Origin of the sequence: Pseudoalteromonas sp. Cn5-37, from assembly GCF_021532495.1 — a bacterium.
Classification (GTDB): Bacteria; Pseudomonadota; Gammaproteobacteria; order Enterobacterales; family Alteromonadaceae; genus Pseudoalteromonas; species Pseudoalteromonas simplex.
In genome coordinates this window covers 1,024,053-1,044,303 of sequence record NZ_JAKGBA010000001.1, presented here as the reverse complement: position 1 = coordinate 1,044,303, position 20,251 = coordinate 1,024,053, and the positions used below count along the sequence as shown (strand labels likewise).

21 protein-coding genes are annotated in these 20,251 nt (G+C 40.4%); 6 read left to right on the top strand and 15 right to left on the bottom strand.

The features are described from left to right. Positions 1 to 50 precede the first annotated feature (50 nt). The gene (locus L1266_RS04705) at positions 51 to 824 is read left to right on the top strand and encodes a GGDEF domain-containing protein (protein ID WP_235376982.1); all 774 of its coding nucleotides are present in this window, start codon (positions 51 to 53) and stop codon (positions 822 to 824) included. 86 nt (positions 825 to 910) lie between these two features. Continuing rightward, positions 911 to 1,867, top strand: coding sequence for a magnesium/cobalt transporter CorA (gene corA / locus L1266_RS04700; protein WP_054551888.1), 957 nt, complete (start codon positions 911 to 913; stop codon positions 1,865 to 1,867). Positions 1,868 to 1,927: 60 nt separating this feature from the next. Here the strand turns inward: corA and dps are convergent, their stop codons facing one another. The 5 genes from dps to L1266_RS04675 form a co-directional block, all read right to left on the bottom strand. Beyond that, positions 1,928 to 2,446, bottom strand: a complete 519-nt coding sequence (gene dps / locus L1266_RS04695; RefSeq protein WP_054551887.1) for a DNA starvation/stationary phase protection protein Dps — start codon at positions 2,444 to 2,446, stop codon at positions 1,928 to 1,930. A 227-nt stretch (positions 2,447 to 2,673) separates the two neighbouring features. Next, entirely contained in the window at positions 2,674 to 3,093 is a 420-nt protein-coding gene (locus L1266_RS04690) for a CBS domain-containing protein (RefSeq protein ID WP_235376981.1), read from the bottom strand. Between the two features lie 166 nt (positions 3,094 to 3,259). Next, positions 3,260 to 3,724, bottom strand: a complete 465-nt coding sequence (locus L1266_RS04685; RefSeq protein WP_235376980.1) for a CC0125/CC1285 family lipoprotein — start codon at positions 3,722 to 3,724, stop codon at positions 3,260 to 3,262. Positions 3,725 to 3,735: 11 nt separating this feature from the next. Beyond that, positions 3,736 to 4,428, bottom strand: a complete 693-nt coding sequence (locus L1266_RS04680) for a hypothetical protein (RefSeq protein WP_054551884.1) — start codon at positions 4,426 to 4,428, stop codon at positions 3,736 to 3,738. Continuing rightward, positions 4,425 to 4,916, bottom strand: coding sequence for an RNA polymerase sigma factor (locus L1266_RS04675; protein ID WP_235376979.1), 492 nt, complete (start codon positions 4,914 to 4,916; stop codon positions 4,425 to 4,427). Before L1266_RS04675 ends, L1266_RS04680 begins: the two co-directional genes overlap by 4 nt. Before the next feature lie 170 nt (positions 4,917 to 5,086). Here L1266_RS04675 and L1266_RS04670 point away from each other — a divergent pair, with 170 nt between their 5' ends. Next, a complete protein-coding gene (locus L1266_RS04670; RefSeq protein ID WP_235376978.1) occupies positions 5,087 to 6,373 on the top strand; it encodes a S8 family serine peptidase in 1,287 nt (428 codons plus the stop codon). On the opposite strand, the gene L1266_RS04665 is transcribed toward L1266_RS04670, so the two are convergent. Both L1266_RS04665 and L1266_RS04660 read right to left on the bottom strand, forming a co-directional pair. After that, entirely contained in the window at positions 6,370 to 7,284 is a 915-nt protein-coding gene (locus tag L1266_RS04665) for a hypothetical protein (RefSeq protein ID WP_235372868.1), read from the bottom strand. The two genes, L1266_RS04670 and L1266_RS04665, sit on opposite strands and share 4 nt — an antisense overlap. A 47-nt stretch (positions 7,285 to 7,331) precedes the next feature. Next, positions 7,332 to 8,075 carry a hypothetical protein gene (locus L1266_RS04660; protein WP_138599894.1) on the bottom strand — a complete coding sequence of 248 codons (744 nt, stop codon included), beginning with the start codon at positions 8,073 to 8,075 and terminating at the stop codon, positions 7,332 to 7,334. A gap of 177 nt (positions 8,076 to 8,252) precedes the next feature. Here L1266_RS04660 and L1266_RS04655 point away from each other — a divergent pair, with 177 nt between their 5' ends. Together L1266_RS04655 and L1266_RS04650 are read left to right on the top strand one after the other, a co-directional pair. Further along, entirely contained in the window at positions 8,253 to 8,918 is a 666-nt protein-coding gene (locus tag L1266_RS04655; RefSeq protein WP_235376977.1) for a penicillin-insensitive murein endopeptidase, read from the top strand. A gap of 254 nt (positions 8,919 to 9,172) precedes the next feature. Continuing rightward, a complete protein-coding gene (locus L1266_RS04650) occupies positions 9,173 to 10,354 on the top strand; it encodes a hypothetical protein (protein WP_054551872.1) in 1,182 nt (393 codons plus the stop codon). 59 nt (positions 10,355 to 10,413) lie between these two features. Here the strand turns inward: L1266_RS04650 and L1266_RS04645 are convergent, their stop codons facing one another. Further along, a complete protein-coding gene (locus L1266_RS04645) occupies positions 10,414 to 11,004 on the bottom strand; it encodes a LysE family translocator (protein WP_235376976.1) in 591 nt (196 codons plus the stop codon). Positions 11,005 to 11,103: 99 nt separating this feature from the next. On the opposite strand from L1266_RS04645, the gene L1266_RS04640 reads away from it, so the two are divergent. After that, positions 11,104 to 11,553: an Lrp/AsnC family transcriptional regulator gene (locus tag L1266_RS04640; RefSeq protein ID WP_054551870.1), complete on the top strand. Its 450-nt coding sequence runs from the start codon at positions 11,104 to 11,106 to the stop codon at positions 11,551 to 11,553. A 46-nt stretch (positions 11,554 to 11,599) separates the two neighbouring features. Here the strand turns inward: L1266_RS04640 and L1266_RS04635 are convergent, their stop codons facing one another. The 7 genes from L1266_RS04635 to L1266_RS04605 form a co-directional block, all read right to left on the bottom strand. Continuing rightward, a complete protein-coding gene (locus L1266_RS04635) occupies positions 11,600 to 12,301 on the bottom strand; it encodes a (2Fe-2S)-binding protein (protein WP_235376975.1) in 702 nt (233 codons plus the stop codon). Then, positions 12,276 to 14,675 (bottom strand): GNAT family N-acetyltransferase, encoded by a 2,400-nt coding sequence (locus L1266_RS04630; protein ID WP_054551868.1) that lies wholly within the window; start codon positions 14,673 to 14,675, stop codon positions 12,276 to 12,278. The genes L1266_RS04635 and L1266_RS04630 overlap by 26 nt, the downstream gene beginning before the upstream one ends. Before the next feature lie 19 nt (positions 14,676 to 14,694). Then, a complete protein-coding gene (locus tag L1266_RS04625; protein ID WP_235376974.1) occupies positions 14,695 to 15,882 on the bottom strand; it encodes an MFS transporter in 1,188 nt (395 codons plus the stop codon). Continuing rightward, positions 15,879 to 17,171 carry a lysine N(6)-hydroxylase/L-ornithine N(5)-oxygenase family protein gene (locus L1266_RS04620; protein WP_054551866.1) on the bottom strand — a complete coding sequence of 431 codons (1,293 nt, stop codon included), beginning with the start codon at positions 17,169 to 17,171 and terminating at the stop codon, positions 15,879 to 15,881. The genes L1266_RS04625 and L1266_RS04620 overlap by 4 nt, the downstream gene beginning before the upstream one ends. Beyond that, the gene (locus L1266_RS04615; RefSeq protein ID WP_054551865.1) at positions 17,164 to 18,708 is read right to left on the bottom strand and encodes a pyridoxal phosphate-dependent decarboxylase family protein; all 1,545 of its coding nucleotides are present in this window, start codon (positions 18,706 to 18,708) and stop codon (positions 17,164 to 17,166) included. The genes L1266_RS04620 and L1266_RS04615 overlap by 8 nt, the downstream gene beginning before the upstream one ends. A 464-nt stretch (positions 18,709 to 19,172) precedes the next feature. Further along, complete coding sequence (locus L1266_RS04610; protein ID WP_054551864.1) at positions 19,173 to 19,742, bottom strand: PepSY-associated TM helix domain-containing protein; 570 nt, start codon at positions 19,740 to 19,742, stop codon at positions 19,173 to 19,175. Then, positions 19,735 to 20,205 (bottom strand): DUF4920 domain-containing protein, encoded by a 471-nt coding sequence (locus L1266_RS04605; RefSeq protein WP_138619679.1) that lies wholly within the window; start codon positions 20,203 to 20,205, stop codon positions 19,735 to 19,737. The genes L1266_RS04610 and L1266_RS04605 overlap by 8 nt, the downstream gene beginning before the upstream one ends. Positions 20,206 to 20,251: the final 46 nt, after the last annotated feature.

The following is a 20,251-nucleotide window of genomic DNA, read 5'->3' as shown; positions in this document are numbered from 1 at the left end:
AAATTTAGATTATACTCGATCATCTATCACTTTGAGGGCGGGAGGCTTGCATGAGGCGTTTTTATGAAACAGAACGAACTTTAATGGATTATCGAGAAAGAGAAAAAAGCCGTTGGCTTAGGATGCTTTTTATTACTGTGATTAGTATTGCAATTTCTTTACTGATTACTTTCTTGACTCTTCTTGCTACAGGGACAGAAATGATGCCTGTCATTTTTATTATAGCGACAATTGTTCCTGCAGTTACTGCACCAATCGTTTCATGGTCTATTAGTGGTTTGATGATTAAAGTTCAAAAATTAGAGGAAACACATCGAAAACTAGCAATGTATGATCATTTAACAGGATTGCTATCTCGTCGAGAGTTTCTAGCTCAAGGGAATGAACTATTGCAAATGTGTCAAAGTAATAATCAACCAGTTGTATTTGCTTATTTAGACTTAGATCACTTCAAAAAAATTAATGATACATACGGTCATGCTGCTGGAGATGAGGTATTGGTAAGTTTTGCAAACCTAGTCAAGAAAACTTTAAGGCAAGAGGATTTACTAGGTCGTTTAGGGGGCGAAGAGTTTGCTCTAATTTTGGTAAACACGCGAGTGGTAGAGGCAAAACAGAAGCTAGAATTGCTCCGTAAAACTGTCGCAAAGATGACAATTAATTACGCTGAGCAACCGCTAAAGATTACAGTTAGTTTAGGGGTAGCTGATTGGGACCGTCCTCATAAAGAAAACTTAATATCGTTAATGAAAAGAGCTGATAATGCACTGTATAGTGCTAAATCATCTGGGCGAAACCAGCTTGCATTTGCCAAGCTATTTTAATGGCTTGCTCCATAAAAACACTGATATATTGTTTGTCTTTGAAACATCTAAATTCTTTAAATAATTTTATTTTTTAAGTAGGGCGCATGTTACGATTTTTTTCTATAGACCAAGGTGTGATCACAGAAACAGAGCCAGCTGCTGATATGCCTCTTGCAACCGCTATTAAGAATGCCCATTGGATTGATACTATAAATCCGACTGAAGAAGAACGACAAGCGCTGGCAAGCACCCTTAATATCACCTTACCCGGCGCTGATGATGTTGAAGAAATCGAGGCCTCTTCCCGTTGTTTTATCGACCATGAAGGCTTGCATGTGCATGCGCTTTTCATGTCACCAAACGAAGGGCGCTTTAACACGGTAACCGTAGCTTGTTTGTTACAAGACAACTGTTTGCTGACAATCCGCGATGATGAACTAGCCGATTTTCGTCTATTACGACTACGTGCTCGGAAAGGGCAAGTGGCGTGTGATAATCCAAAGCAACTTTTGGTGACTTTATTTGACCAAAAAGTCGAAAACCACGCTGATATGCTTGAAGACATGCATCATCAGTTAGAAAAACTCAGTGCCTATGTACTTGAAGAGGATGACTCTGACTTAGAAGAAGCCGTTAGCCGAATTTCTCGCCTTGAAGATAATAACGGTAAGGTGCGTTTATGTTTGATGGATACGCGCCGGAATATTTCGTTTTTACTGCGCCACCTAGGAGCGCCGACAGAAGACCGCGAATCACTACGTGAAATTGTGCTCGATATTGATACCCTTATGTCTCACTGTACATTTTTGTTTGATAAGGTGAATTTCTTAATGGACTCGACTCAGGGTTTTATTAACATCGAACAAAACCAAATTATCAAAACCTTCTCTATCGCCTCAGTGGTGTTTTTACCTCCAACCGTTGTCGCCAGTATTTATGGGATGAATTTTAACAGTATGCCTGAACTGCAATGGGCATGGGGTTACCCGTTTGCAATTGGCATTATGTTGCTGTCTGGCTTTGCACCTTACTTGTTCTTTAAACATAAAGGTTGGTTGTAACAAAGCATAAAAAAGCCCAGCAAATGCTGGGCAAAGGGTCTTCGGATAGACCTAGGGGGTTTAACCTTTCAATTCGCCGGTAGACGATTCGATATGTGCACGAACAAACCATTGGAATTGTTCTAAATCAGCCAGTTGGCCAGTGATCATATCTTCAGAAACTGGGTCTAGCTCACCAAGCTTATCGATAGCTGCACGGTGGTCTTTATTAACACCGTTATACACTTTATCAAGCGCTGTTAGGTGGTCAGTAACTAAGCCTTTACCAATTGAATAATCTTGCCAAGTACGGCGTTCTACAATTGATTGAGGTGTGCCAACAGGTACGCCGCCCATGGTTGCAATACGCTCTGCAATCGTGTCAGTCATCTCTTGCACTGCGCTTACTTGTGGGTCAAGCATTTCGTGTACACCAATAAAATTAGGACCAACAACATTCCAATGAATGTGTTTTAAAGTGAGGTGTAAATCGATTAAAGCGACCATGCGTTGGTCTAGAATAGCAATCGTGTCCGCTGCAGCTTGGTCTTTAACACCCGGTGCTGTAAATTCTGCGATTTTTGATGATGAATTACTCATTACTCCTCCGAGATTATCTGTAAATTTCCTTTCGCTTTTAATCTAAAAAGCATGTGTAATTACACAGAAGCAAGCGTTGTGCCTAATAACTTTTAAATTATAAGGCTCTGAATTTAATAGATTAATTTTATTTAAGTCTTGAGGGAGGGTGATACTAGTTAAGAAGAAGTATGAAAACTCTGCACACCTTCTGTAAAAAATTCAGTGTGCAGATACTAATTTACGACTTAAGAAAGTAAAGCCGCCGCTAAACGAACAAAATCAGATGAGGTTAGAATGCCCACTAGGTTGTTATCTTTATCAACCACAGGCATGCAGCCATGACGGTTCTCAACAAAAAACTTAGCAACTTCGTGTAGCGGTTGCTCTGGCGAGATACTGGTAAAATCGGTAGCCATAATATCAACCACATTAGTTTGCTTTTCCTTGCGTTCGAGGGCGCTGGCACTGTAATTAGCCATGATATTCATTACCTGAGCAATCATGATTTTTTGCGTTAACATGCCAACCAAACCACCATGCTCATTGATCACAGGGATATGACGAACATTTTTCTCTTTCATTAGATTATGAGCATCATGCAGGGTATTTTGCGCGCTAATAGCAAATGGGTCTGGCGTCATTAAATCACTAACTAGGTGTGTCATGGCTACATCCTTACAATTAATCAAGTTGCGGTAAGTTTAGCGCTTATCTAGTTAATTTCACTTAAGTGAGATCAAAGTATTAGTGATTAACGGTGTAATTACTTATGCAGTTCAGCCGTAGGCAAAAAGATGTAATGAGGATAATTTTTACCTTTAAATATTAATTTTATGAATTATTAGCTTGTTCAATTAGCGTATAAGCATCATGCGCTTTTTCACTTGGTTTTATGCCTTTTCCTAAAATGATTGTTAATTGTATGACGATTGTGCGCTCTAATAACGTTGACTCATGCAGTGCTGGCGAAGTTTGACTTGTGCAGGTTAATAAACCGCAGTGTGCTCTTTGCTCAAAACGTGGTTTGTTAGTGGGCTTGGCGCGTTCAACATCAACTGCCTGCTCGGCAACGAGAAACCAGTCATAACCGGTGTCTATCGTAATGTTGGCGGCTTGCAGCATACTTTGCTCAAGCGCTGAGCGCTTTGAACCGTGACGAGTCTCGTATTGAAGGATATATTGATTATCCGCAAGCTGCTTAGTTGTTAGGCCAGGAATGTTTTTATCATTCGAATGTTGGCTGCTGGTGCAGCCAATTAATACAATGGCAAAATAAGCTAATAATACGTGTTTCATGATTGTCTCGCTTATTGCCAATGGTTAGTTAGCGCTTGTTGTTCGGCGTTACGATCTAACGGTTGGCCTTGAATGTGCTCGTCGATGTAACTATCAAGCGCAGGTGTTTTACTTGCTAAGCGATAGCTTTGGCTTGAAATTGCGCGTTGCTCGCTCGATGCATGAAGCTGCCAAATTCCTTGTTGTTTACAAGCAATATGTGTTTGCTGGGTAGTTTTAGAATACAGCGTGTATTGGCGGCAAAAATCGCCATTAGTATTAACAAAGCTAAGCTGTGCAGTTAGGCTTCTGTTTGTATCTAATAGTGTGTTGTCGCCACTCAGTTGTTGATCTAATGCGTTGGCAATGGGTTGTTCCAAACCTTGTTGTTGAACAAAGCTAGCAATAGCGACTGTAAAAAGCACCGCAATACTTGCTGCAACGGCCATTTGTTTGCGACCAGCTAGTTTAATTTGCTGCCATTTAGATAGCGAAACGACATTCTCTTTATTATGTTGCTCGATTGTTTGTGCAAGTTCATCAGACAAGGGCATTGCATCAATCTGTGCTGCGTGTTGTTTAACGAGCATGTCAACTTCAGATAGTTCAGCTAGGCGTAAAGCGAGTTGCTCATCTTCAGCAATTGCATTACGTATTGCGTCCATTTCGTTTGCTGGTAATTCATTGTCTAAAAAAGCACTGAGTGTTTGGTCATCAATCTTCATGCGTTTTCCTTAGTGAAATCAGGCTTAATTAATTGATAAAGTGCAGCTCTGGCTCGTGACAATTTACTCATCACGGTGCCAACAGGTATTTCGAGGGTGTGCGCAACATCTTTGTAAGCCATACCTTGCACTGCCACGAGGGATACAATAGCGCGTTGTTCATCTGGCAAGGTTGTTAAAGCGTTATTTACCCGCTGCAAAGTCTCTTTGGTTGCGAAACTCTCTTGTTCATCGTCACAGATGGGTTCTTGAAGTTCTGTATTTTGAACTGCCTTTAAGCGCACTTTTTGCGAGCGGTATTCGTCGATCCAAACATTGCGACAGATCTTGAAAGCCCATTTTAGTGGTTCAATATCATCGGGCATGCCTTTTTGTAAAAGTTTCTCGATGGTCATTTGTACAATATCATCGGCATCTGCTTGATTGCCGGTAAGCGAAAATGCAAAACGTCGCAGCGCTGGTAATAAACTGGTTACTGTATTTGTCATAGTTTCCCTTATTGGTTAGGGCAAGGGCCGATTAATGAAATAACTCATCAATGATTCAGCCAACTCACACTACTATAACGAGCAAGAAAAAGTTTTATTCCCAATAAATGCAATTTTTCTTTCACTGAAACGTTATAGTAGTACCTAACTAAATGAGAAGTCACTGTAACATGAAATTGAAATCAGTCATTTTAAGTAGTTTGCTGTTTACTTCAAGTACGCTATCAGCAGCGATTATTGAGCCAATAAATGGTGTGATAGAACAGGTAGATCCTGTTATTAATCAACTTGAACCGCGCATAACCAGCCAAGTAGAAAGCATACGCAAACATGAGTTAATCGACGACGCAACAGCCATTGTGACCTCGCTACCTAAAAGGCTAGAGATACTCAATCAGTTACAGGCTCCTGCATTTGTTGAAGTCGATGTTGAGCATGGTTTTCGTGCAGTTGAAAGGCAATGGATAATGCTTGCGAATGAACAGCATCAGGCAAAACTGTTGCAAATTGGCGCGCAAATTATCGTCACTAAACAATACACGTCATTGGGTTTGTCATTAGTGCGGTTTGTTGTCCCGACCAATTACGATTCAAAAGCGCATTTGCAACGTTTACTTTCACTCGATGATGCAGCGTTATTGGACAGAAATCATATTTATCAAGCGCAAAATGGTTCTCAGCAAGATGCGTCTTCATCAAAGCTTACAGCAATGTGTGACTGGTCTGTAAAAATTGGCATGATTGATAGTGCGATAGATACGACTCATCCGGGATTTAGTAACACACAGATAAAAATGCAGTCATTTCTTGCAAATGACTTAGTTTCACCCGATTTGCACGGCACTGCGGTTGCTGGCGTTTTGGTAGGTAAGTATGGGCAGCTCATGCCGTTATTATCTGAGGCAACATTATACAGCGCGGCGGTGTTTTATCAGCAGTCTGATTTTTCACAAGGGGCGACATTAGCAGCAATAGTTGAAGCACTTAATTGGTTGGTTGCTAACGAGGTGCCTGTTATCAATATGAGTTTTACAGGGCCCGACAACGCTATTTTAGCGGCAGCAATTAATGCCACAGCGGCTAAACAAGTAACTTTAGTGGCGGCTGCAGGCAATGAAGGACCTGCTGCGCTGCCACTTTATCCTGCGGCATACCAACATGTCATTGCTGTCACGGCACTGGATAGTCAAAACCGAATTTATCGCTGGTCAAACAGAGGTGGTTATATTGATTTTGCGGCATTAGGCGTCAATGTCATGACGTTAAAAGCTGGAGGGGATCTTGGTCGGGAATCTGGAACCTCTATTGCCGCGCCGCGTATTTCAGCGGCGGCTGCATGTTTAGCGGCAAAGCCAAATGCTTCTCCTAAAAATATTTACCAGGCGTTACAGCAACAAGCGAATGATTTAGGTGAAGTAGGCAAAGATGCGGTGTTTGGACATGGCGTAATCGATTAAAAGCTGGCTTTTAATGACAGCGAAGCAATACTTTGGGTATAGGTGTTTGCTGCCAGCTTAGATTGATAATCGCCGTACTCTGCTTCAGTAACAATTTGCAAAGAGTCAAAAACAGAAAGCTGCCAAAATGCGCTGACTACACTGCGACTTTCATCCCGAGATGGCTCGCTTTGTGTAAGTGGTTGGTTGATAACTTCTTGGTAGTTTTTATCTTGATAGCGCCAGCTTAATCCTGCTTTATTGCTTATATCAAACGCTTTAAAACGATGAGTGATGCCTGTATTTAAGCCCCAACTTTTAAAGTTAAATTGCTCTGAATCAGCATTTTCTTTATCTAAACTAGCGCCTAAAAGCAGCATCGTTTTACCCTGATTAATAAAGTAATACAGGTTCGAATCAAGCCCTAACCCTTTTGCATCGCGCATTGACTGTGTGGCGAATTGTTTATCTGATGCCCTAATTGCAGTACGCAGATAGGTTGTTGGATTAAAGTAGTGGCCCACATACAAACTTGCTTGATCCAAGGTTAAAAATGTTTCTTTTGCTACTTTTGCTAAAGCGCCGTCATAACGAATACCTACATCAGTACCAGAAAGGCTATAGCTAGAATCAAGGCTGTATTGATGCAATGCCAAGTCGTACTGGTCAAGCTGATTATAATTGGTTTGCTCGTATCGATAACTTGGTGTGAACTTAAGGTTGTCAGTTGCATGTAACTCAGCGCTAACGCCAGCTTTAAGTATTGAACCCGTATCACTTTGTGAAGAAATATCATCTAACTCTTTAATGGCTAAATCGGAGTTAGTCGTTAAGCCAATTTGTGCATCAGCATGAAAAGTTGCATCCGAAGCAAATACTTGAATGCTTGTGGTTAACGCACTTAAGGTGATGAGCTTATTAATTGTACGCATAATAATCTCCTAAAGGAGCGCCGGGGGATAACCCGGCACGCTATTGGTTAAAGGCCTAAGTTCAAGCTGTTTTGAATGTTATTAACGACTTCGGTAGTCGTCGCTGCGGATACTTGCTCAGCAACTTGTTGATTGACGCTGTTGCTAACAGTTGATGAAATGGTTTGCTCAACACTACTTTGTACAGAGCTCATTGCAGCTTGTTGTACATTACTAATCAGTGATGATTGCAGGTCATTAGTGATTTGCGAGGCTTGACTTAGACCAGCAGAGCTTAGCTCACTAGGCTCTAAAGACGCTAATACATCTGTTTGCTGAGTCAATTGATTTTGCATTGCGTTAGTTGTGTTCGAATTTGTGTTCGCGACGGCCACATTACTAACAGCAGTTGTCGCAGTTGACAGCATTGACTCACCTGCTAGCGCTACGGTATTGGCTGCTTGAGAAGCGCTTGATACTGAGTTTGTTAAACCAAGCTCGGGCATAGTTTCCGCAGGCTGCTGCTCATCGTTTTCAAGCGTTGTTTGATTATTTGCTTGTCCGCTATTTGAGCTTTCAGTATTCACACCAGCTGATGAATTTTGTGTTGTTGCCGAGCCCGACACTTGAGTTGATTGTATCAGTGTCGTATTCGACGTTGCTTGGTTTGAATCAGTCGAAACTTGACTATTATTTGCTGTTTGCTGCTCAGATGCTACTGATAGTTGCACGTCAGCTGCTGATGAAGCCGCTGAAAAGCCTGTTGCAGTTACGACACAGATTGCGATAAGTGATTGTTTGAAGTTTGTCATTGTCTCGTCCTCTTTTTTGCGAATTGACATAGAGGTAACGAGTGGGCGAAAGGTTTATTCCAAAAAATTTTAACTTTTTTCCATCAAATTAGCTAACTTATTGAAACCTAGACAGAGTTTTCACTTTTTGTTCATTCACAGGTCACTAAGCTTTAAATTTTTAAAGAAGCTACTGCAATGAAAACATGTTTAGTTTTAGCCTTATTATTTTGCTCTGGATCGGTTTTGGCTAATAGCGTCTGTGGTGGAACGACTGCCTATGTGCGTAATGCAGTAAAACTACCCAGCAAGGGTGATAACTTTACCAGTTACAGCAAAATGGCAGAGCTGGCAGGGCGTACGTATGTTCATTCGCAGGTAAAAAACATCATTGTTGATACCTACCAAGCGCTCCAGAAATCCCATCCTGATAAACGATACAAATACGCTGAAACGGGCTTAGAAAATGGCGGGAAATTTAGCCCGCATAAAACCCATCAAAATGGTTTGTCGGTTGATTTTATGACACCTGTTATCAACGAAAAGGGGCAATCAGTTCATTTGCCAACTCATGTATTTAATCGTTTTGGCTACGATATTGAATTTGATAAACAAGGCTGGTTTGAACAGTTTAAGGTTGATTACACCGCTTTAGCAGCTCATATTGTTGAGCTACATAAATCGGCAACAGCAAAAGGTTACGATCTTTGGCGCGTGATCTTTGACCCAAGCCTGCAAGCTGGGCTTTATAAAACCAAGTATGCCGACTATTTAAAAGAGCATATTCAGTTTTCGACTAAAACATCCTGGGTGCGACATGATGAGCATTACCATGTTGACTTTTTAGTGCCGTGTGAAAAATAGTCTTCAATTCATTACGGTTAGAGTTGTTAATTAGATTATACGGTTTTAGTGAACAAGCAGCTGAAAGCTGATAAAGTACGTTGCGCAAAACATGGATGTTTCAACTTGTGCCACTTTTAAGTAAGTCCCTCACGTTTTCTTTAAGAAAAATAGAATCATGCCTCTGTTTGTATTTAATATGCTTAAAGCCTCACTATGCACATAGCTTAAGCATTTTAATTTAGAATTTACTATTAAATATAGAATTTAAAAATATGAAAAAATTAATACAAATCTTTGCTATTTTATTCTTTGTATCAACTTTATCTGCTTGTATGACAACTTATAACCCTGTTCCTCAAGGATATCAGGGCGAAACAGCAACTATAGATGACACCTTCAGAACCATGGCAACTAGTACAGGACGGTTCTTTTACTTGAGTAAAGTGAATGGTAAAGATGTCAATAACGCTATTAGGGCAACAAACCAAGCTACTTATGGACAAGGTATGGTTCTGTCACCAGTGGGGTTTAGTCGAAAAGTACCAGCAGAGGAAATGACACTAACACTAGTAGCGCAGGTCCATCATGCCGCACCTATTAACTATATGTTTAATTCAGGAACGAATTACATTGTTACAGGTGATGTATCTTTTATTCCAGAAGCAGGACAAAGCTATCTAGTAAAGGGATATTTGAGTAGTGACTTTTCGTCTGTTTGGCTTGTAAATAGCGCTGGTGAGCAAGTATCTGATGCTGTTGTTTTAAAAGGTGATCCTGATAAGAGTACAGCTGTAATCGCCAAATTAGTTAAGGGTAAAGTTGTACTTCCCGAGCCGCCAAAAACGCAAGCGACTATTAAAAAGCAGGTTGCTATCACAACAGAGTCATTTGATAACCCATTGTTTTTTCTTGAGCAGGGGCTAAGCGCAGAAGCTATTATTAAGAAGTTAGGTGAGCCTGATCATATTCGTTATATTGAAAAAGGCTTTTTTAATAACAAGCCTGAAATACAAATATTTCATTTCACAGATCTTGGCAGTGTTCAAATGGTTAAGTCACCTGCAGATGGGCAGTTTTACTCAAAGTTAACTTATAATGTTAATAGCCAAGAGCATTATCAGTTTGTTGATGTAGTGAACCAAGCTGATGGTACCGAAACTCAAATCCTTGGTAAGAAATTTTATAATATCGGTGTTTATAAAGAGCAATACCTAGACGCATTAGCGAATAAGCTCTGGCAAAATAAATATACTGTCGATGGGCGTATGCTAGATGGTGTCGCGTACTATTGTAAAATTATTGCCAATGCACAAACGATGCGTTATCAAGCTATGCTAAAAAGCCTTGTTGCAGATAAAGATGTTCCTTCAAAGTTACGTCGTCATTGTAAAGCGGCCAAAAAAGACATAGACAAATTAAAGCTCGCAACTGTTGAGCAGTTTGAATTTATGTAGTTTAGATCCAAGCCAATTCACTTAATCAAGTGAATTGGTATTTCAATCTTAATAATTATTTAAAACAAACTAAACATCACTGAAGCGATTAACAGTATTGCCATTAGGTAGTTAAATGCTTTTAAGCGCTTTGGGCTGGCAAGCCAGTGTTGTAGCTTTTCGCCAAGTAGAGTCCACGAGCTGACACAAGGCAGGTTAATTAAACCAAATACGAGGCTTACGATTAACACTGAGGTGAGGTTTTTATCTGGGGCATATAAACTAACCGCGCTTAATGCCATTGCCCACGCTTTTGGGTTCACCCATTGAAATAGTGCAGCCTGAATAAAAGTAAACGGCTTACTTTCACTACTGGCTTTTTGTTGTGCGTTACTTGTGGCAATTTTAAACGCCAGATAGAGCAAGTAAGCAATGCAAAATACCTTTAATATCAAGTAGCTTGGTGGAAACAAGTCAAATAGCTGCATGATGCCAAGGCCCACCAAAACTAACATCAACATAAAGCCAAACGTTACGCCAAGTAAGTGTGGTGTGGTTCTTTTAAAGCCAAAGTTAGCACCTGAGCTCATCAACATTAAGTTATTTGGCCCTGGGGTAATTGATGACACCAAAGCAAATAATGCCAAGGCTGATAAAATTTCAAAACTCATCGCTATCTCTCCATTTGAATTTAGATGCAATTATAAGTTGTAATGCGCGCAATTTTTGCGCTTAATGTTGTTGTGTATATTTAAAGTTCACAATCAAAAATGAAAAAAGATAAAATTAACGACAGAATATTGCATGAGCTTAAACGCAATGGCCGAATTGCCAATGCCGAGCTGGCAGATAAAGTGGGTTTATCGCCATCGGCATGCCTTCGTAGAGTGCAAGAGCTAGAAAAGCTTGGGGTTATTGCGGGGTATCGGGCGGTTATTAATAATCAGGCTGTTGGCCTTGGGTTTATCGCTTATGTTGGGGTTGGTTTAAATGAGCACTCAACCGTCTCTCAGCGAGCATTCGAACACGCTCTTGAGTTTATTGATGAAGTAAAAGAGTGCCACAATGTAACTGGCTCGTTTGAATATTTGTTGAGAGTTGAGACGGCGGATCTCAAGTCCTATAAAGCATTTCATGCTGATGTACTTGGCTCAATCCCACAAGTACGAACCATTACAACTCATGTAGTGATGGAATCGCCGAAGGATGAACGCGCTTAGTAAATAGGTTTAGAGCCTTTATATAGAAAACGTTTGGAAAAAGGCATTAGCAAGCGCTAGTGCCTTTTTTGTTTAACGGACAGTTAGCGCAATAATCAGTGGTTACAAGTTGGTAGTGTAAGCAGCAGGTTTTACGCATAAATGTCAGCTTATTGTTTTGATCACTAAAGCGATGTTTACCACATAGCTTTTGCCATGGTTGAAAACGCTTTGCTATAAATTTTATCGATTTGTCTGGCCAGCAAGCGATTAACGCTGCGTGGAAAGTATCACTTTGTAAACGTTTTAATAATCCTTTATTTAGCCTGTATTGCAATGGCAAGTTATTATACCAAGCTTGCTGGTGGTCAAATAAATGATTGGCTGCCAGTTCAATCAAATCTGCATTATTAAAAGAGTCTTGTTGAGCCATGATATTTAAATTAGCCAAACCATAAATATGTGAGCCTGTTACCCGCTGCTTAATATTGACCAGATCAGGAATGCAACCAAGCTGCTCTACACAGGCTACTAATAAGTAAATAACTTGCCAGTTCAGTTGTAAGTAGAGATTGATTGCGACATATCCCTCAGTAACATTTGCTCCCCTTAATTTTATAGCGTTAGCTAAATCGGTTAATTGCTTGCTAGTTAAACATTGACTGCTAAACCATTGTTCATCGATTGTTGGAGTTAAGAACGTCAGCAGTGAGCACTGCTGACGTAAGGCTAACTCAAGCTTATTATGCTGTTGTGTTTGCAAGTGCATATTGCGCCAATGGGTTTTGTAAATCACCTGCATACTGCAAGCTTGAAGCTGGGTCGGTAATATCAACCATTTGTTGATTGTTACGCAGCTGTAAGCGGTTTAAGCACGACAATGGGAATGACTCAGCAAATAAATCATGTTCAGCAAACTTGTCTTTAAGTGCGGGATGACTCGCCTGATACTGAACAATTGTATCGGCGACGGCTTGCCAAAACTGTTGTTCGGTCAAAAGGCCATCAGTTACTAAAATTGCCGAAAGGTAGCGGAAGAAGCAATCGAAAATATCAGTAAAAATAGATAACACGGCAACGCCTTCTGGAATGGTTACCTTAATCCGCTTTATTTCATCATTCAGCTCGATATTACTATTTAATAAGGCAATTTCTTCACCAATGTCTTTAATGAATACGCCTACCGGAACATGATTGTTAAATCGAACGATGAGATTTTCACCATGTGGCATAAAGACTAAATCATACTGGTAAAAACAATGTAGCAATGGTGTCATATAAGCCTGTAAGTAGTGGGCTAGCCACTTATCAGCACTTAGCCCCGACTTGGCAATTTTAGCGCTTACAAATGAACGGCCTTCGCTATCGATATGAAGCAGACTTGCCATAGTGGCAAGGCTTTCATTCTCGTCCATGTATTGAGCTGGATTTTCACGCCAAAGAGCCGCCATCATTTTCTTATAAGGATTATCGCCAAGCGCTGGATGAGTGTAATACTGCTCATCAAAGCCAAGGGTTGCGACTTCTCTTAAAGGTTGAAACTTCAGAGATTTTAAATAGCTATCTTGGTTTACTAAGTCGAACAACCATTGATTTATTGCCGGAGTTACTTTCATATAGGCGCTCGATAAGCCCCGCATAAAGCCCATATTTAAAATCGATAAGGCGGTTTTAACATAGCATTTGTGCGGTTTGCTGATGTTATACAGGGTACGAATTGATTGCTGCGGTAAATAACTATCTTGTGAGTAGCCTAAACAGACAATATGTTTTTGCGAGATGTGATAGCTATAAACATGGACTAATTTGTTAAACCATTGCCATGGGTGCATAGGAAATAACAGATAGTCACTTGGCTTTAAACCTTGCTCAGTTAGTGCTTTTTCAAAGCGTAAACGCTCAGCTAAATCAAGCTCATCGGCAATCAAGCTCTCGTATTTATAATCATCGGTACTTTTAAAGGTGGTGTGCTGTTTGTGACAGGCAAGCCATATAATTTGAAATGGGTTTGCGGCTTCTGGCGTATATTGGTGAAAATCTTGTGAGTTAAAACCAATCCGGCCATTGTTGGCAATAAAGCTTGGGTGACCCATGGTCATTTGGGTTTCGATCACTTGAAAATCTGCGTCTGCTAATTGCTGAGCGCTATAGCGATTATTTTTAAATTTAAATGTAAAGCCACTGAGTGTGCTCGCGAGTTCTTCGAGATAGGTGCCAAGCATTGATTTGTCTATGTTTAACTTGTCATTACACTCAAGTACAAACGCGATAGCGTCTAATGGCTGGCTGTGGTTAAGCGCCATTTTAGTAATGCTATTTGGCTCAACTTGTAGGTGATTAAGCAGCATTGATTCACCTTTAAACTGATAGCTTTGCCCACCCATGGTATGCAACACGTAATGGTTTGGTTTTTCACTGTCGTAGCTAAATAGTCGTTCGTGATAAAACTCACTGAGCATTTTGGCAATCAGTAAACGGTTTGCGTATTGCCACGCTTGTTGGTCTAGATGTGAGGTACTGCAAGATGGCGTTGCTTGTTGCACTGCGGGACCTTGCTGTGAAGTGTCGAAGCGAGACGAAAGATGCTGTAAGTAATTAAAATGATCTTTTTCTAAACTACCTAGTAATGCAGTTTTCTGACCTAATTTAATAACTTTATGATGGCTGAAACCTGCCTTTAAGTTAAGGCGATGAATTTTATGATTGGCTACATCTGGTTCCACAATCACTCGCTCACATGAGAGGGTATTAAACATAAACTCTAACACCGACTGCATAACAGCAAGACTAAACCCTGCCACAGAGAACTGCTTTGGAGCGAGTAAAATATGCATGCCTAAATCGCCGTTTTTAAGCGCTAGGTGGTTCTCAAGTTTTAGTATGTGTGGTTTGTAAATCTCAATTAAAGCAATCGGTGTTTGGTTTATTTCAAGCAAATAGGCTTGTTGAGCCTCATCTTTATTAAGTGTTGTATAAAAATCTAAAATCTCTTCGGGAGAATGTTCCATTGCTCCCCAAAATTGAGCTTGGGGATGTTTAAGCCAAGGGGTAATCGTCGTTAGATCGTGTTCAGGGTTTAATGTTCTGATTTTTACATCACCAAGCAAAGCGTGCTTAATATGAGTTTCAGTAATATTTTTCATAGTCGTGTTCTCTTAAAAATTAATAACTGTGAATAGGGTCTGTTGAGGTATGTTTGTTGCGTAAAAAAAGCAGATAAAACAAACATAAAGTGATGGCAAAGCCAACAGAGCCCGTCAGTAATGGGGTGTTTAGTTCAAAGCGAGAGACTAAATCTCCCGCTAAAAATGAGGCGCAGATGACGCCGATATTTTGCATAAAATGAAGCTTGGCAAAGTCGCTTGAGTAAAAGCGTGGTTCGCTCATTGCAAACAACATGACTTGCAGACGCACGGTCAGTAAAAATAGCCCAATAGCAAATACAACACGGCCGAGCACAAGCCATTGCCAGTGTGAGCTAAGTTGTATAAATAGGCCTATACTGCTTAACATAAGTGCATAGGCGATTGTCTTACTGTGTTGATTGGTTGCAGGTTTGTTTCTGGTTGCAATCAAAATGACAAGTGCAACCCAAGCAGGGATAGCAAACACAGCGCCAGCTAACAGTGCATTGCTGAAATCACTTACTTGTTGCCAAAGTAGCGTAAAGTATGGCGTTGCTAAGAACATGCTGAAGTACACGCCCATAGATATAACCCCTAAGCGAATAATGTAGCCAGGGAAACGCTGCCGTTTTACTGATGATGCGGTTAATTCCCTTGGCTTGTAGCTTACTTTTAATAAGTAAATTAAATACAAGCAGAGCATAACCTGTAAGCAGTCGCCCGCAGCCATTACTAAATATAAAAAGCGCGGCTCAATACTTTGAATGATCAAGCCACCTAATAAAGCACCGCCAATACCGCCAAAGTGTAAAAGCACGCTAAATAAAGCAACGACACCGAGGTGCTGTTGTTTTTCTTCGATACTTAGAACAAAGGGGTAAATAAGCAGGTAACTTGCTTTAAATACCAGCATCAGCTGTGATAACAGCCAAAAGCTCCAAACGTTTTCGCTGTAAAAGCACGCAACACCCAATAGCCCAGCCATTATTTGGGTGATCACCCATAAATACAGCTCGTGCACGTGCTGCGCTATTTTCGCCCATACAGGAAAAGCACACATCACAGTGATGCAGCAAACAGCGATATAGGCACCAATGTGATTACTTGATTGCAAACCAAATTGGGCACTAAAAAACTGCGGGTAAAAGGGCAAAATCATGGTGTCGCAAACAACAGATATAATCGTCAGCAGCACCAAGCTTGATTTTAATGCGGGTTGTTTCATGCTATTTGCTTCTGTTTTTCGTTGACAACATCGGGTAAACCAAACTCTTGAAAGGCAATTTGTGTTTCAACAGGGTAGGGGGCATAACCTAAAATTGAGCGCAAAATATGGCTGTTTCGATAGCAGGCCATGCCCAGATCTGGCGTTACAAAACCATGACTGTGCAGCTCAGCATTTTGTACAAACAGCCGTTGTAGCTTGTCGATACTGTAATTCCGCTCAACAGCAAAGCACCCGTTATCTAGCCAATTTATCTCGCTCATTAAGCCACTTAGAAAATCGGGTAGCTGATAACTAAAGCCCGTAGCCATGATGACGTGATTACTATGTAAGCTAAATTCAGCCTGCTGTTCACTGTGTCTAAAAACTAGTTTACTGCCTTGTTTTTTAATGAGCTCGCTGTTGGTCAATAACCTTGCGCGGTTTACCCCTTGAATATCAAGTTGATAGAGCTGATCATAAATCTGATTAATTAACTCTGAGTTGATGCCTTTGTATAAATTACGTTGCTTGGCTAGTAACTCCTGTTTGGTGGCCTGTTCTAGGTTATAAAAGTAATCAACATACTCAGGAGAAGTCATTTCAAGCGTGAGTTTCGTGTACTCAAGAGGAAAGAAACGCGGCGCTCGCGTTACCCAATTGAGTTGGTAGTTATGCTGTTTAATGTCACACAACAAATCATAAAATACTTCAGCAGCACTTTGCCCTGAGCCAATTACAGTAATGCTCTTGCTATTTACTAATTCATCCCGTTTATACAGATATTCAGTGGCATGGCAGAGCTGTGTATCTTCTGCCTGAACAGCGGGTGGGTAATAAGGTGAGGGACCTGTGCCCAGTACCAAGTGACGACAATAAAGCGTTTTAGTTTGCTTTGCAGATTCGACAGTGAGTACATAGAGCTGCTTAGTGTGATCAAACTGGCTATGAATGACTTTATGACCAAATTGTATGTTACTTAATTGGCTTGCTGCCCACTGGCAATACTGGTTGTATTGCTCGCGCAGTAAAAAGAAACTTTCTCGAATATAAAACTGATACAGCTTACCTTGTTGTTTCGCATAGTTTAAAAAGCTGTATGGATTGGTTGGATCTGCCAATGTAACTAAATCAGACATAAACGGTGTTTGTAATGTAACGCCATCGAGCATCAGCCCTGGGTGCCAATTAAATTCATCACGTTGTTCTAAAAATAACGAATCAAGTTTTTCAATTGGCTCAGCTAAACATGCCAAACTGAGGTTAAACGGACCAAGGCCCACGGCAATTAAATCGTATACTTTATTCATGACTAGTTTCCTCAACTTTTAGGCGTGCCTTGATGCTGTAGGCGCAGGCTTTAATATCAGCTGCAATACTTTTAATGTCTTCAATCTGTGTGTTTGGATTAAGTAGCGTGAACTTTAAGTAGTTGATACCTCTAAATTTGGTGCGAGCAATGGCACACTCACCTTGTTTGAATAGCTCATCTTTAATTTGATAATTAAGCAGGTTTAATTGCTCATCACAGAGGTTTTTATCCTTAAAGCGAAACACTAAAGTGCTCAGTTCAGGTTGGTGAATTAGCTCAAATTCAGGGTCTTGTTTGAGCGCCACATAACTACTACGGGCTAATGCCATAACAGAAGAAAACACTTTGCCAATCTGTTCGTGGCCCATAATGCGTAAAGTTAGCCAAAGTTTTAAGGCATCAAAACGGCGAGTAGTTTGAATGCTTTTATCAACAAGGTTTGGCGCTGCTTGTGGGTTGTCGTTAAACGGATTTAAATAATCAGCATGATGAGTTAAATGTTTAAATTGTTTTTTATCAGCAACAATAAATGCACTGCTGCTGACAGGTTGTAAGAATGATTTGTGGTAATCTAACGTCACCGAGTCAGCCAGTTCAATGCCATTGAGTAAGTGACGGTGATCATCAGCGGCAAGTAGTCCACAGCCATAAGCGGCATCGACATGAAGCCATAAATTATCAGCTTTGCACCGCGTTTTTAGCTTATCGATAGGGTCTATTGAACCAAAGTCAGTTGTGCCTGCGGTGGCAACAAGTGCTATCGGAATATTGCCTTGTGCTTTACATTCATCAATCGCTGCATCTAGTGCGGCTAGGTCCATTTTAAACTCTTTATCAACTGTAACCGGAACAACCGCGTTATAGCCAAGGCCCAGTAAAGCGGCTGACTTTTGAATACTAAAATGGCTGACTTCAGAGCAAAAAATACGGTAGCGATGAGCATCTGGACCTAAACCAAAATCGCGAATAAGGTGCCCTGATAAGCGCTCTGCTGCATGGTCTCTAGCAAGTAACAATGCCATTAAATTAGATTGACTGCCGCCACTTGTGAATATGCCATCGGCAGTAGCACTTAAGCCAATGCGTTCGATACTCCAGTCAATTATCTTTTGCTCAATGAGCGTCCCGCCAGCACTTTGGTCCCAGGTGTCTAACGAAGAATTTATAGCAGTTAATAACTGTTCGGCTATCACCGCAGGGTAAGCAACGGGGCAGTTTAGATGGGCAACATACTTTGGATGATGAAAATAGACAGCATGATCTAAATACAACGATTTTACTTCATTTAGCGCTTGCTCAACGTTATTGAGAGGTTGATTTAGTTCTACTCTGGCTATTTGTTTACTGAGCTCTTTGTGGCAGACGCCAGAATGAACTTGTTTTGCAGAACGCAGCGCTTGATGGATGAGCGACATTGTTTGCATTGAAGCCATCTCATATTTGAGTAAATTATTTTCGTTAAAAATAAACGCATGGGGCTGTTCATCAACGTTTATTGATGAATGAGCATTAAGCACGGGGGCTAATTGATTCACGACTCAATTCCTTCTTGGTTAATTTGAATCGGGATCGTAATGATAGTGATTATCAATATCAATAATAATAAATCATTAATTTACTTTACAATTTAATTACCTTTAATAAGTTGAAAGTGTTTTGTTTTTAAATTTATCTAGTAATAAATAATTGCCATTTAGTCATAAATTATGACTAAGTTAGTCCCTTTTTCAGGTTCTGTTTGACAGCATTTTTTGCTTTTTCGATGAAAATGCTCACAAATAAAAGCAATAAAGCCATCATTTAAAAAAACAATAATAGGTAGGTGAGAGGTTTTAAGAGCTAAGTAAACACACTTTGAGCTGCTATAAAATGCGTAAGCAAAGGGAGGGTTCTGCGAATAGTTATTTTAAGAAAGACTGTGTTACAAATTTGGTGAGTATTAAATTAATTAAAAAAGTTGCCATCGCTCTTAGCGAGAATGGCAACAGGGAACTTTAGTTTATAAAAACACATAAGCAGCGGGGAGCAGCATACCGCCAATGACTAAAACTGAGCGGCTGCCCCATGGGCTATTTTTACCTTTGATCATAAACAAGCCGCTGATCGCTAAAAACAGCAGCAGCCCTGCAAAAATATCAGAAAAAATAACCCACGATTCGTTTGTCTCGTTCAAGTGTAAACGGTTAAATGCTTGAAATACATGACGAGGCTCAATGGCTTCATAGCTTATGATATCTTTATTAAGTTTAAGGCTGAGATTGTTACCGTTTTTTAAAAACACCTTAAACTCTTGCGGCGACACCCAATAAGAGGCCTTTACCGGCTCGCTTACATCAGCATGAGAGATAATTTGTTCAATCAGCAACTCGTCATTATCTAATTGCCAAGTTTCATCGCTCACACTGATTTGCTGGTGGCTTACTTTGTAGTTTGGGTTCCAATCATCTTTGTGGTTCACTGCAATGCCAGAAACCGCAAAGATAATCACTAAACCAACACAAAAATAACCAATATCGCGGTGTAAGTTTCTGTTTAACTTAAACCAGTTGATACTTGATTTATTACTCAATGATTTCAACTCCGCTCGGTACGAGCTGATAAATAGCCATTGCTTCAGTCACTGAATTTGCATCAAAGCTTTCGCCGGCTTGCTGCGCTTTGTGAGCAAGTAACGCTTTAGTGCGGCCAAGGCTAAGCTGAATTTTATCGAGCTTACCAGTTACGATAGCTTTACTGCCTTTAGCCGTCATCGGGAATACCATGTCGCCATCTTCAACTTTGATACGTAAGTTTTCAAAGCGTTTGTCTGATGCGAGCGTCATCCAGCAACCACGTTTTTCGCAAACCCCAGTGATAGTCCCTTCCACGGTAATTGGACTTGCAAGGTAATCGTCTGGTGAGGCCATAACAGTCGAAATTTTAATGAGTTTGTCACTGTCGACTTGATTGCCAAACTGTAAGCTAAAGGCGTGCTGGCTAAAGCTTAAAAGCGCCAATGAGAATACAATAAATGTTTTTGATTTTAGGAACATAGCGGTTGCTTCTTAAAAATAATTTAAGCCTTAGTTTAAGCGATTT